Here is a 13,237-nt window from a genome sequence, read left to right on the forward strand (position 1 = left end):
CCATCAGCCTCCGATGACGTGGAGCGAGCCCCACAGCGCCAGTACGGCGGGCACCAGCGCCGCGGGTACGGCGATCACGCCCAGCCGGGTGAACTCCTTGAGGTCGACGCCGTGTTCGTGCTGATGCACGATACGTCGCCACAGCAGCGTCGCGAGGGAACCCGCGTACGTCAGATTGGGCCCGATGTTGACGCCGAGCAGGACGGCCAGCACCGCGCCCGCGCCCGAGTCGGCCGCCAGTGGCAGCAGAACGAGGACCGCGGGCAGGTTGTTGATCAGGTTGGCCAGGACGGCGGCGATCGCGGCGACGCCGAGCAGCGCCGCCAGTGATCCGCCCTCCGGGAGGAGGTCGTCGAGGGCACCGGCCAGACCGTTGTCGACGACCGCGCGGACGACGACGCCGAGCGCGAGGACGAAGGCGAGGAAGGACGGCGCGGCGGCGCGCACCACGGTGAGCGGGGTGGTGCGGCGGCGGAGGAGAGCCCGCCCGGCCAGGACGAGCGCCCCCGCGGCGGCGGACCAGGCCGGGTCGACGCCGACGGCCGAGGCCAGGACGAAACCGGCCAGGGTGCAGCCCACGGTGATCAGCGCGAACAGCGGCAGGTCCGGCGGCTCCTCGGCCCGCCGGGGGAACGCGCCCGCCGCGAGGTCACGGGCGAAGAAGCGCCGGAAGACCAGGTACTCGGCGCCGATCGCGACCAGCCAGGGCAGCACCATCAGCGCGGCGAACCGGGTGAAGCTCAGACCGCTGGCGGCGAACGCGAGGAGGTTGGTGAGGTTGGAGACCGGAAGGAGCAGCGAGGCGGTGTTCGACAGGTGGGTGCACGCGTACACGTGCGGTTTCGGGCGGGCTCCCATCCGCGCCGCCGTCGCGAACACGACGGGGGTCAGCAGCACGATGGTGGCGTCCAGGCTGAGCACCGCCGTGATCGCCGAGGCGAGCGCGAACACCGCGGTCAGCAGCCGGCCCGGCTGCCCCGCGGCCCAGCGGGCCATCCAGGCGCCGCACGCCTGGAAGAGCCCGTCGTCGTCACAGAACTTTGCCAGGACGAGGACCGCCGCGAGGAAGCCGATCACCGGACCCAGATGGGCGGCCTCGGCGCGGACGTGGTCCCAGGAGATCGCCCCGGTGGCCAGGACCAGCCCCGCGGCGGGCACGGCCACGACCGCTTCCGGCCAGTTGAAAGGCCGTACGACCGCGCAGACGAGGACGGCCGCGAGCAGGACGACGGACAGCGCCTCGGCGAGCGGACTGCCGAGAGCGGCGGCCAGCGTCGCGGTGCCGGAGGTGGCGGCACCGCCGAGGTGCGGCGCGGGAAGGTGGGTGCCGGGTCCGGGGGAGAAGGCCTCGGCGAGACGGGTGCCGGGACCGGCGGAGAACGCTCCGGCGAACCGGGTGCCGGCCGCGCCGGGGATGCCTTGGACGAGCGGGCTGTACAGGATGGTGTCCTCCGGGCGGTGATGGCGGCACCCACATCACATCAGACACCGCACCCCCGGCCCCTGAACGCCCTCCCTCGCGCCGCGGTCCCGCTCCGGCTCCGTCCCGGTGGGGTCCTCACTCCTCGCCGAGGAGGGACAGCTCCGCCCAGATGGTCTTGCCCTCCGGGGTGTGCCGGCTGCCCCAGCGCTGGGTGAGCTGGGCGACCAGGAGCAGCCCGCGTCCACCCTCGTCGAAGGTCTTCGCCCGCCGCAGATGCGGCGCGGTGTGGCTGCTGTCCGAGACCTCGCAGATCAGGGTCTCGGCGTCGTGGATGAGCCGCAGCCGAATGGGCGGTTCGCCGTAGCGGATGGCGTTGGTGACCAGTTCGCTGACCACCAGCTCGGTCGTGAAGGTGGCCACGGTCAGGCCCCAGATCTCCAGCTGATCGGCGACCTGCTTGCGGATCGGCGCGACGAGGGCGGGGTCGGCGGGGATGTCCCAGGTCGTCACGTCGGACGCGGCGAGGCCCTGGGTACGGGCGAGCAGCAGCGCCACGTCGTCCGGCGCGCCGCCCGCGGGAAGCAGCGCCTGGAGGATCGCGTGGGCCGCCCCCTCCAGATGCCGCGACGACTCCTCCAGGGCCCGGCAGAACAGCCGGAGGCCGGCGTCGACGTCCCGGTCGCGGCTCTCCAGCAGGCCGTCGGTGTACAGCGCGAGCACCGTGCCCTCGGGCAGTTCGAGCTCGACCGACTCGAAGGGCAGCCCGCCCAGGCCGAGCGCCGGACCGGGCGGCACGTCGATCTGCCGGGGCGGTCCGTCCGGCGTCAGGACGAGGGGCGGCGGATGGCCCGCGCTGGCGAGCGTGCAGCGCCGGGAGACCGGGTCGTACACCGCGTAGACGCAGGTGGCGCCCACCTCTCCGGTGGTCTCCTCGGCCCCGGCCTCGGCGGACAGCCGTACGACGAGGTCGTCGAGGTGGGTGAGCAGCTCGTCCGGGGCCAGATCGATGTCGGCGAGGGTGCGTACGGCGGTGCGCAGCCGGCCCATGGTCGCCGAGGCCTGGATGCCGTTGCCGATGACATCGCCGACGACCATGGCGACCCGCATCCCGGACAGCGGGATCACGTCGAACCAGTCGCCGCCGACCCCGGCACGCGCCGCGGGCAGATAGCGCGACGCCATCTCCAGGGCCGCTGTCCGGGGCAGGGACTGGGGCAGCAGGCTGCGCTGGAGGGCCAGCGCGGTCTGCCGCTCGCGGGAGAAGCGGCGGGCGTTGTCGATGCACACGGCGGCCCTGGCCGTGACCTCCTCGGCGAGCAGCACGTCGTCGGCGGTGAAGGGGTCGCGCCGCCGGAACCGGCTGAGGACGACGACCCCGAGGGTCCGGCCCCGGGCCCGGACGGGCACCGACATGGTGGCGTGGACGCCGTACTCCCGGACGTGTCTGCCGCGCGGTCCGTCCGAGCTCAGCCATTCCTCCAGGGTGCCGCTCGCGTTCGGCGCGACGAGGGGCCGGCCCGCGATCAGCGAGTCGGCCTGCGGCGAGGACGCGGGATAGACGTCGGCGTCGCCGGGTTCGAGGACGGCCTCCGGGCTGCCCTCGTTCACCGACCGGTGGGCGGCGCGGCGGAGCGTGACCGGGGCGGCCGGCGGTTCGACGTCGTACTCGCCCCCGTTCTCCGGGGGGTCCAGCAGATCGACGCTGACGAAGTCGGCGAGGGCGGGTACGCAGACGTCGGCCAGCTCCTGGGCCGTCCGGCCGACGTCGAGGGTGGTGCCGATGCGCATGCTCGCCTCGTTGACCAGCTGGAGCCGCTCGCGGGCCCGGTACTGCTCGGTGAAGTCGTGAGCGGCCACGGACACGCCGATCACGCGTCCATGGGTGTCGGTGAGCGGGGCGATCCGCGCGAGCCAGTGCTGCGGCCGGTCCTCGCCGTCGGCGCGCGCGTACGTCGCCACGGCGCGCGGGCGTCCGGAGGCCAGGACCTCGGCCATCTCGCGCTCCAGCTGCTCGCCGGCCCGCCGGGACCCGATCTCGGAGACCCGCAGACCTCGGATGCGGTCCTCCGGCAGGCCGACGACCTCGCACATCGCGTCGTTGAGGCCGTACAGCCGCAGCCGTTCGTCGTAGACGGCTATGGCGCAGGGAGCCTGCGCGAGGACGGCGCGGACGAGCGGGTCCTCCAGGGTGCGGGGCTCCTGGCCCTCCAGCGGGGTGAGTACCAGCCAGTCCTCGCCGCGCTCCATGCGGTGGGCGAGCAGCCACACGGGCAGGATCCGGCCGTCGCGGTGGCGCAGGTCGAGCACTCCGTACCGGCGGTCGACGCCGGCCTCCGGGAGCGGGCCGGTGCTCCCGGGGGCCAGGAGATCCGCCGCCGGGCGGCCCTCGACCTCCTCGGGGGAGTAGCCGAGGAGCCGGCGGGCACCCTCGCTCCAGTGGATCAGGGTGCCGTTCCCGTCGATGACCGCCTGTGCGGTGGCGGCCTCGTCGAGAGGGTGGACCGGGCTCATCGTCGCCACTTTCCCTTGTGCGCACACTCACAGTGAACAAGCGCGTCGTCCGGGTTCCAGACTAGTGGCTGGGCGACTCGAGCACCCTCGAACGCGGAGGGTCCGGACAGCCATTCGTAGCGGACGGCCCGCGCGCCGCGCCTTCGCGGCCGATGCGGCTCGCGGGACGGAAGTGAGCGCCGGGCCGGTGACGGCCGGATTCGTGAGCCCGTATCCCTCCGTCAGAATCCGCTTATTCATGGGTGTTTGCCTAAATGCGAGGCGAATGCAAGGCCCCCTGAAACGGCCCCGGGGCCGCCGACCGAGGGCGGGAGGAGCGGGGTCGGCGGCCGGTTTCGCGTGGGAGCGCCCGCCGTCCCGCGCGGGGCCTTCGAGAAGGGCCGGTCCCAGTCGACCGCGGAGCCGGGTGCGCGGGGAGCGTGCGTGAGAAGCCGGTGTGTGCGCACGGTTCACACGGGGCGCATGAAATGCCGAAAGCCGGACGGTCCCCCGAGCCGTCGTTCGCTTTTGACATGTTTTCAATAAGGCTGATCTGGCTCGTGCGCCTTGTTGGTGACGAGTGTGTTGTGCGAGGGTGAGCCTCCCGCGCTTGGTCAAGGCCGGGTCTGAATCGCTGTTCGCCATTTCCGGCTGTCGACGAGCTCAAGAAGCTCTCCGAGCGACGGTCGCCGCACGGCCTTCGTCCCCGGCCGTTCTCCCGGCGCTCCGTCAAAAGGTCCACACCAATCGGGACTCCTTTTCGACGGGCAAGCACGACCTGTGTGCCCCTTGCACCTCGGAAGGAACCCGCTCCCGTGCGCACCCCCCACCCGCCGCTGCCCGACCGTCCGCCCGGCGGATATTTCGGCGAGTCCGACGAGGACCTCGCCGCCGTGCTGAGAGACGGGGAGGAGGCCGACGGCACCCGTCCCGTCGCCCTGTTGACAGCCCGGCACTGGCGACCGGCGTACGACTACGCGGTGATCTGCCTCGCCACGTCCTCGCAGGTCGCCTCCATGGTCACCGAGGCGTCCTTCCGTCACGTCCTCGACGGCCTCGGGGCGGGCGGGCATGCTCTCGCGCTGCGGCCCCAACTCCTCGTCACGGTGCGGGACACGGTCCGGACCTGGGCCGCGGACGACCGGATGTCGGAGGCCCTGCCGGCTTTGAGGAAACCCGCGGGCGGGCGCGGAATGCGCGCGGCGAAGTCCATGACGGCGGAGAACCGCAAGCTCGCCGAACACGCTTTCCTCGGTCTTCCGGGCGTCGCCCGATGCCTGTTGTGGCACACCGAGGTGGAGGACGAGTCGCTGTCCGTGCCGGCCGGACTCCTGGGCATGGAGGAGCCCATCGCGGTCGCCGCCTGGGAACAGGCCCGCGAGCAATTCCGCCAGGCCTGTCTGCGGGCACATCTGGAATTCGCCCCGACCAGGGAATGCGGTTTCCACAACCGGCTCCTCGACGCGCCGATCCGGCGCGGCGGGGCCCTGCTGCCGGATGTCCAGGAGCACCTTTCGGAGTGCTCCTACTGCCGGTACGCGGCGGCACAACTCAGCCATTTCGAGGGTGGGTTGGGGCTGCTGATCGCCGAGTCCGTGCTCGGCTGGGGCGCCCGCCGCTACTACGACTCCCGCCGGGCACGCGGACGGCAGGGACTGCGCCCGCGTGCCGGCGTCTCCCGGTTCCGGGCCAGGCGGCAGCGCGGCGGTGAGAGTGGGAAGGACGGACGTCTCCCGGACGACGGACGCCCGGCGGGCGGCGAGCGGACCGGGAAGGACGCACGCCCCGGAGACGACGCGCGCCGCGCCGAGAGCGGCGAGATCCCGGCGGGCCGTGGTAGCGCGGAGGGAGGCGAGACCCCGGCGGTCCGTGGGCGAGCCGGCGCGGGCGGACGCCGTGGCCGGGAGGGGCGCGCCGAAGGCGGTGCGAGCCCGGCGGGCGGCGGGCGCCGTCGTCCGCAGCCCTTGTCCGCGTCGACGGGGCGACGGGCCGCCAGGCCGGCCGAGGTGTCCCAGCAGGCCCTGGTCACCGGGGCCGGTCTGTCGGCCGCGCTGCTCGCGACCGTCCTCGCGGTCAGTCTGTGGCCGAACGAGGAGGGCGGCACCGACTCCGCCGCCGCCATCGGAGCGAGCAGCAGCCGGACGCTGTCTCCGGCCCAGGGTTCTCAGGTCCCGCCCGTGATGTCCACGCCGTCCACCGCGGCCGAAGTGGCGTCCAAGGGTGAGCGGACCCGGCTGCGCAACGTGGACGCCGACCTGTGCCTCGGCCTGCGGGACGCCAGGGCGGTGGAAGGCGCCGAGGCCACGCTGGACGTGTGCTCGTCCGCCTGGACCCAGCAATGGGTGTACGAGCGGGACGGACTGCTGCGCAGCGTCGCGAGCACCGGGCTCTGCCTCGACGCACGTGCCGACGACGGTGTCCTGCTCCTCGGCCGCTGTGCCGACGGGGACGAGAAGCGGCGTGAGGACCTGCGCTACGACCTCACCGACGAGGGCGAGTTGCTGTCCCGCGGGCGCGACGGACTGGCCGTCGCACCCGCGTCCACGGACCCCGGAGCCGACATCGTGGTCAAGGTCCGCGACTACTCCGACATCCAGCGCTGGCGGACCGAACGGCCCTGAATACGGTCGGGTGGCCGCTGCCGCAAAAACCCCGTGCCCGGCGGCGGTTGGGCGGCTACGGTAGGCGCGTCCAGGTGCGCAGGTGCCGGTTACTTCGACTGTTAATCGAGAGACGCGGGTTCGAATCCCGCCGCCGGCTTCGGCAGGTGTAGCTCAGCGGCCTAGAGCGTATGTACCGGCACCGAACCTGATCTCTGGACGTCAGAAACGAGCCGTCCGCCACGGGGGAGTTGCGGGCGGCTCTGCTGTGTCAGATCCTCCGGGCGGCGCCCTCCGGCCAGACGACATCGACAGGCAGACCGGCCGCACGGGCCTCAAGGACGGTGTCTGCCGTACCTCCGCCCTTGCCGCTCGGCGGTTCGCCGCTCCAGACCGCGACGAGACGATCCGCGCGTTCGAGGAGCGTGCGGTTGGCGTCCTCGTATGCGGCCCTGTTGGCCGTGTCATGGGCGAGGACGTCGACCTGGGCGGCGGCCGCGATGAGCCGGTCGAAGGTCTCGGCGTGGTCGGGCTTCACCTTGTTCTCGCGGTAGTCCGCGGACGGGACGACCACAGCCAGGCTGCCGCCGAGTTCCAGGACGACCTCGGCGAAGATTGAATCGGCGCCCTTCGCGATGCACGAGAGGCCGACCAGGTCGCCGGACGCCGCGTGCGGCTTCAGCACTCCTCGCAGGGCGTCCCGCACCAGAGGCACGCTGTCCTCGGTGAGATCCATGTGCCCGGTCACGGCGATCGTGGCCACTGTGTTCCCTTCAGACGGAGAGGACTTCGCGGAGTCTGGCCCGCGCTTCGCTGACCGTACTGGAGGTCGATCGGCCCACCGTGTACGGGTAGAGCTGGCCGAGTTGCGCGCGGACCCGGCCCGACTGGGTGTCTGCCGCCGCGTCGACGGCCCTGTGGGTCTGCTCGACCGCCCCGGTCACGTCGCCCACCAGGAAGTGGCACTCAGCCAGCCCGATGAGGTCCAGGGCGTGGCTGCGGCCTGCTTCCGCGCCGCGGGTTGTGAGAGCGTTGCGGATGCTCGCGGCGGCAGCCTCAGCGTGCTCGTGGGGGTTGTGCCGGGCCAAGTCGAGGAGCCTGCCGCCGGTGACTCCGGCGAGCTCCGCCTCGTTGAAGTAGGCGATCCAGTACGGCTCTTCGGCGCCCGGCGAATCAGCGAGGACTTCGGCTGCCTCCTGGGTCGCCCGTTCGAAGGCGGCGGTCCGGCCCATGGCTGCGTAGGCCCACGCCTCGCGGGTGTGCAGCATGGCCCGGACGCGGGGACTGGCCGAGGAGTGTGCACCCCTCTGCGCCAGGCGGATGAGTTCGAGAGCGTCCTGTGGCCTGTCGGTGTACAGCATTTGCCGGGCCATTCCGGCCAGCACGTTAGCGCCGAAACATGCGTCACCGGCCGCGTACGCGGCGCGGAGCGCGAGCAGATAGTAGTTCTGGGCCTGCTTGTGGAGTCCGGAATCCCAGGCCATGGTGGCCGCGACGCCGCCGAGCTGCGCCATCACCCGGAACAGGGCCTGCTCGACAGGGGGCGCCTGGTGCTCGTCGAGGTGGCCGGCCACCTCGTTCAGCTGGCCGACGACGGCCTTTCGGCGCAGGCCGCCACCGTATTTATGGTCCCAGGCGCGGAACGCCTGTGCCGTGGCTTCGAGTTCCTGGACCTCTCGGCGTCCGATCCTGCCGCGCCTGACGGTTGGGTCCGCGGCTGGAGGGGGTTGGAGCCAGGCTTCCAGGGAGTTGAGGAGGGTGGCGCCGGAGATGGCGGCGCCGGCGACTGTGCGCGCTGCCGTGCGGCGGTCCATCACGAGGTCACTCCTGGTCAGGTCAGCGGCCTGGTGAACGGTCGCTGAGGGGCGCCAGGATGCGCCGTCGGAAGACCGTGAGGCCGGTGGAGGTGGGTCTGGAGGGTCGGGTGGAGGACGGGTCTCCCACGGGCGGTCGGCCAAGCCGACCATGCGCCCGGGAATGCGTAATCCGTCGGCGATGCGGCAGATGACGTCGAAGCTGGTGATGTGCTGCTGTCCGCGGATGATCGTGGAGACCTTGCCGGGGGTGAGTTGGCAGGCGACGGCGATCCGGTTCTGAGACAGTCCGCCCCACTTCTTGATCAGGGCGAAGGCTGCTGCGAAGTCGTGTTCTGCCAGAGCTCGCCTGACGTCATCTCGATCGAGGAGGTCAGGGGCGAGCGGGCCGGGGGTGGTGGCATCCATCGGGCCAACTTCCGGGGTGATCGTATGCGCTGCGGTGACCTGTTCCGAACCAGGAACGAGTGTATTACCGCCTCGGTAACCCCCCGCCGGTCATCGCGGAGCTAACCGTGGAAGACGACTCTCGATGCATAGACATCGCACCCCGGCGACCGAGCGACCGGTCCCGGGGGCGTGGCCAACGCTCGAACCTGAGAGGGAGCGTCGACATGACAGAGAGTAGAGCTTCGGGAGACGGACGCGAAGCCTCCGCGAAGATGACGCTCAGCGTCTGCACCGTCAGTCGTACAGGAGTTGTGACCCGGCCGCGCGCCGTGGTCGTCGTGCCGTACGACTACCAGCCCGACCCGGTGGCTTTGGGGACGCTGTTCCCGGAATGCGCCTGTCCGCTCCACCGTCGGACGGGAGTCGGCCGGTGAACACCGAGACCCGACGCGAGGCCGTGGACGTGGCCGTGATGAGACAGGCGATCGCCGCGCTGCTGCCGCCCTCGGAGGACCTGCCCGCCGGACTCGAAGTGCCGGCGCTGACGGAGACCTTGCGCGGGTTCATGACCGGGCTGATCCCGGAGGTCGAGGAGTTGGCCGGCCGACTTCATCGTGACGACATCCCCCGATACTGCGCGCTCGCGTGCGTCGGGGAGGCCCGGGGCAAGCTCCGGTCCCTGCCCGGGATGGGCCTCGGTGGGGACGTGGCGTACGCGCGGAAGCTGGCGCGCTCCCTCGCGGCGCTGTGCGACCACTTCGAGACCCTGACCGGACAGGTCATGTGCGTCGCCTGCGACCGTGAGATCCGCCGTCCGGAAGACGCCGTGCCCCTGGACCAGGTCAGTAACTCGGGCGGGGCGATCACGGCCGGCGTGCACGCCGGTTGCGCCGACGCGCCCCGCCCCCGCCGCTAGTTCGGCCGCCCGCCCCGGCGCACAGGGCCCTATGGCGGCCGTTCGGGTCAGGGCCGCACCCACCTTCGCCCGGCCCGCCTGCGTCCCGGAAGGCGCCGGCGGGCCGAACGCCCCTGAGCGGGGCTCCGATCAGGCAGGGCTCCGACCCGCCGTCGCCCGGCGCCCGGGCTACGAGACGACGTCCTGGGGCGGCTTGCCCGCCACGAAGTCCGCGGCGTTCCGGACCGCGGCCAGCGCGATCCGTACGAGGGTCTCGCGGGTGACGCCGGCGACGTGCGGGGAGAGCACGACGTTCGGGGCCTTGAGCAACCGCAGGGCAGGGGTGGGCGGTTCGGGGTCGAAGACGTCGAGGCCCGCTCCGGCGAGGGCGCCCGCGTGCAGCGCGTCCGCCAGGGCGTCCTGGTCGATCAGGGCGCCACGCGAGGTGTTGACGACGAACGCGGTCGGCTTGAGCAGCGCGAGCCGTTCGGCGTTCAGGAGATGACGGGTCGCGTCGGTGAGCGGCGCGTGCAGGCTGACGTAGTCCGATACGCGCAGCAGTTCCTCCAGTTCGACATGGCGGGCGCCGAGCCGGGCCTCCGTCTCGGCGGACGCGCGCGTGGGCCCGGCGTACACGACGCTCATGTCGAACGCGACGGCCCGCCGCGCGACCTCCTCGCCGATGTGGCCGAGTCCCACGATCCCGAGCGTCTTGCCGGACAGCTCGGTGATCGACTGCTGGAGCCGGGGCAGCGCCCAGTCCGCCTCGGTCAACGCGGTGTGGGCGGGCACCAGTTGCTTGGCCAGGGCGAGCATGAGGGCGAAGGTCTGCTCGGCCACGTTCTGCTTCTCGGCGCCGCTGGAACCGATGTTGCACACGGGTATGCCCCGCTCGCGCGCCGCGTCCAGATCGACGTAGTCGAAGCCGTGGCTCGCGCACTGGATCAGCTCCAGGTCCGGTGCGGCGGCGATGTGTCCGGCGGTCACGGGGCCGAGGCCGGTGACGACGACATGCGCCGCGCGCAGCGCGGCGGGGTCCTCGTCCGTGGTCTCCACGACGGTGACACGGGCCTGCCCCGGGAAGAGGGTGGCGAGCGCCGCTCCCGCCGTACGGCCGCCCACATGCGCGGAGACGACGGCGAGCACGTTCTTGGTGACGGTCATGCGGTCTCCTCGATGAGGTCCTCGGGGCCGAGGGAGGCCGGGCGGGCGTGTCCGGACAGGGCGAGGGTGAGATCGAACTCGGCGAGCAGACAGCGGACGACGTGTTCGACGCCCGGCTGCCCGTCGAGGCCGAGACCGTAGGCGTACGGACGTCCGACGAGCACCGCCCGCGCCCCGAGGGCGAGCGCCTTGAAGATGTCGTCGCCGGTGCGGATGCCGCTGTCGAAGAGCACGGTGAGCCGGTCGCCCACCGCCGCCGCCACGCGGGGCAGCGCGTCGGCGGCCGCGACGGACCCGGCCACCTGCCGGCCGCCGTGGTTGGAGACCACCACGCCGTCCATCCCGGCCTCGGCGGCCTTGCGGGCGTCGTCCGGGTGCAGGATGCCCTTGAGGACGATCGGCCCGTCCCAGTTCTCCCGCAGGAAGGCCAGGTCCGGCCAGGTCTTGCCGGGGTCCGCGAACATGCTCACGAAGTGCATCACGGCCGCGTTCGGGTCCTCGTGCACCGGCTTGGCCAGCCCCGCGCGGAACGCCGGGTCGGAGAAGTAGTTGGCGGTGCCCACGCCGTGCAGGAACGGCAGGTACGCCTGGTCGAGGTCGCGCGGTCGCCAGGCCAGCAGCGGCGTGTCGAGCGTGACGAACAGCGCGGTGAACCCGGCCGCCTTCGCCCGGTCCAGGAAGCTGCGGGTGACCTCGCGGTCCTTGGCCCAGTAGAGCTGGAACCAGCGCTCGCCGTCACCCATCGCCTCGGCGACCTGCTCCATCGGGGTGCTGGAGGCGGAGGACAGGATGTACGGGACGCCCTGTGCGGCGGCGGCCCGTGCGGCGGCGCACTCGGCGTCCGGATGCATGATCGACAGGACGCCGATCGGCGCGAGCGCGAGCGGCGCGGGCAACGGGCGCCCCAGCACCTCGACGGACAGGTCGCGTTCGTGGACGTCCCGCAGCATGCGCGGCACGATCCGGCGCCGGGCCAGCGCCGCACGATTGGCGCGCGCCGTGCTGCCGTCGCCCGCGCTTCCCGCCACATAGCCGACCGGACCGGGGCCGAGCCGCTGCTCGGTCAGCTCCTCCAGCCGCGTCAGATCGGTGGGCAGCCGCGGCACGGCACCCGTCATCCCGTTCAGATAGATCTCGTACTGGAAGTCGGCCCAGTGCTTCGCCATCCGTACGTCCCGCCTCTCGTCCCTGAGACCGCGCTGTACGACGATGATCCTGGCGACTGTGACAAGTCCCGTCCACCGTGGTGCGCACAACGTGCGGCTGGGATCATCACCCTGTGACGAACAAGCCGTCCGAGGACCGGGAACGCGTCCGGCAGGAAATGGTCGCCGACCCGCGTGTCGTGGAGGCGATCGTCGCGGCGGTCCACGAACAGGTCCCGGTGTACGCGGCGCTCGACGACAGCCGGCTGCCCGAGGTACGGGCCATCGCGGCCTGGGGCCTGGAACGGCTGCTCCACCTGTGGGCCACCGACGGCAGGCTGGGACCGGCCGATCTCCGGCGTTTCCGGGGCATCGCCTCGGCCCGCGCGGCGGACGGGCGCCCGGTGCAGGCGGTGCTGCGCGCCTACCGGGTCGCGGGCACCGTCCTCACGGACGAGGTCGCCGCCCGCGCGCCCCGGCTCGCCGCCGCGGACGCCTTCGCGCTCGCCCGCATGCTGCTCGCCACCCTGGACACGCTCTCCGAGGAGATGGCCACCGCCTACGCCGCCACCAGCGAGGACCTGGCCGGCGACCGGAGCCGGGCGCTGCGGCTGCTGTTCGACGACCTCATCGCCGGACGGCACGCCTCGGTGGGCGCGCTCTCCGACCGCTCCGCCAGACTGGGTATCCAGCTCCCGGATCCGTACTGCCTGCTGGCGGCGGAGCAGGTCGCCGCGGACCGGCCGGATCTCGCCCACGAGACGGCGACGGCCCTGCTGGACGCGCTGGCCCCTCCCGGGGGCGAGGTGACGTCCCTGGCGACGGTACGGGGCTCACGCGCCGTCCTGCTGCTGCCGCTCGCGGCGTCCGAGCGGGCCGGGGAGGTGATGGGCGAAGGGTCCTGGCGCGGGTGCGTCATCACCGGCGAGGGCCTGGACCGGATCGCCCTGGCGCACCGGCTCGCCGCCGACGCGCTCGACACCGCCCCGGCCCACGCCCATCGGTCCGGGCAGGTGCTCACCGACGCCGACGCGCAGGTGCTCGCCCTGCTCGCCGGGCGCCCGGCCGCCGCGCCCGGCCACATCGCGCGCCTGGTGCTCGGGCCGCTCGCCGAGGCCGCCCGGCGGCATCTGCTGGACGCCCTCACGGCGTACATCGACTCGGGCTCGGCGAACGCCGCGGCGAGGGCCCTGCACCTTCATCCGCAGTCCCTGCGCTACCGCCTGCGCCGCGTGCACGAGCTGACCGGCCGCGACCCCCGCGACCCCTGGCAGCGGCTCACCCTGGACATCGCCCGGACGATCCGCGACTGAGGC

Annotated in this window: 10 protein-coding genes and 1 tRNA gene; 5 read left to right on the plus strand and 6 right to left on the minus strand. The window is 72.6% G+C overall.

What is annotated here, in order from left to right; translation table 11 throughout:
* Positions 1-3 precede the first annotated feature (3 nt).
* Together OG485_RS38095 and OG485_RS38100 are read right to left on the minus strand one after the other, a co-directional pair.
* A complete protein-coding gene (locus OG485_RS38095) occupies positions 4-1,272 on the minus strand; it encodes an arsenic transporter (RefSeq protein WP_328674805.1) in 1,269 nt (422 codons plus the stop codon).
* 286 nt (positions 1,273-1,558) lie between these two features.
* Positions 1,559-3,934, minus strand: coding sequence for a SpoIIE family protein phosphatase (locus OG485_RS38100; protein WP_328673175.1), 2,376 nt, complete (start codon positions 3,932-3,934; stop codon positions 1,559-1,561).
* A gap of 794 nt (positions 3,935-4,728) precedes the next feature.
* On the opposite strand from OG485_RS38100, the gene OG485_RS38105 reads away from it, so the two are divergent.
* Together OG485_RS38105 and OG485_RS38110 are read left to right on the plus strand one after the other, a co-directional pair.
* A complete protein-coding gene (locus OG485_RS38105) occupies positions 4,729-6,534 on the plus strand; it encodes an RICIN domain-containing protein (RefSeq protein WP_328673176.1) in 1,806 nt (601 codons plus the stop codon).
* 78 nt (positions 6,535-6,612) lie between these two features.
* A tRNA-Ser gene (locus tag OG485_RS38110) sits at positions 6,613-6,673 on the plus strand.
* Positions 6,674-6,784: 111 nt separating this feature from the next.
* On the opposite strand, the gene OG485_RS38115 is transcribed toward OG485_RS38110, so the two are convergent.
* Positions 6,785-7,276 carry a hypothetical protein gene (locus tag OG485_RS38115; RefSeq protein WP_328673177.1) on the minus strand — a complete coding sequence of 164 codons (492 nt, stop codon included), beginning with the start codon at positions 7,274-7,276 and terminating at the stop codon, positions 6,785-6,787.
* A gap of 10 nt (positions 7,277-7,286) precedes the next feature.
* Positions 7,287-8,735 carry a helix-turn-helix domain-containing protein gene (locus OG485_RS38120; protein WP_328673178.1) on the minus strand — a complete coding sequence of 483 codons (1,449 nt, stop codon included), beginning with the start codon at positions 8,733-8,735 and terminating at the stop codon, positions 7,287-7,289.
* A 206-nt stretch (positions 8,736-8,941) separates the two neighbouring features.
* On the opposite strand from OG485_RS38120, the gene OG485_RS38125 reads away from it, so the two are divergent.
* Positions 8,942-9,151, plus strand: coding sequence for a hypothetical protein (locus OG485_RS38125; RefSeq protein WP_328673179.1), 210 nt, complete (start codon positions 8,942-8,944; stop codon positions 9,149-9,151).
* A complete protein-coding gene (locus OG485_RS38130) occupies positions 9,148-9,633 on the plus strand; it encodes a DUF6415 family natural product biosynthesis protein (protein ID WP_328673180.1) in 486 nt (161 codons plus the stop codon). The genes OG485_RS38125 and OG485_RS38130 overlap by 4 nt, the downstream gene beginning before the upstream one ends.
* A 168-nt stretch (positions 9,634-9,801) precedes the next feature.
* Here the strand turns inward: OG485_RS38130 and OG485_RS38135 are convergent, their stop codons facing one another.
* The gene (locus OG485_RS38135; RefSeq protein WP_328673181.1) at positions 9,802-10,776 is read right to left on the minus strand and encodes a 2-hydroxyacid dehydrogenase; all 975 of its coding nucleotides are present in this window, start codon (positions 10,774-10,776) and stop codon (positions 9,802-9,804) included.
* Positions 10,773-11,942: a lactate 2-monooxygenase gene (locus OG485_RS38140; RefSeq protein WP_328673182.1), complete on the minus strand. Its 1,170-nt coding sequence runs from the start codon at positions 11,940-11,942 to the stop codon at positions 10,773-10,775. The genes OG485_RS38135 and OG485_RS38140 overlap by 4 nt, the downstream gene beginning before the upstream one ends.
* 113 nt (positions 11,943-12,055) lie before the next feature.
* Between OG485_RS38140 and OG485_RS38145 the strand changes: the two genes are divergently transcribed.
* Positions 12,056-13,234: a PucR family transcriptional regulator gene (locus OG485_RS38145; RefSeq protein ID WP_328673183.1), complete on the plus strand. Its 1,179-nt coding sequence runs from the start codon at positions 12,056-12,058 to the stop codon at positions 13,232-13,234.
* Positions 13,235-13,237 lie beyond the last annotated feature (3 nt).

Source organism: Streptomyces sp. NBC_00328 (genome assembly GCF_036139655.1).
Lineage (GTDB): Bacteria > Actinomycetota > Actinomycetes > Streptomycetales > Streptomycetaceae > Streptomyces.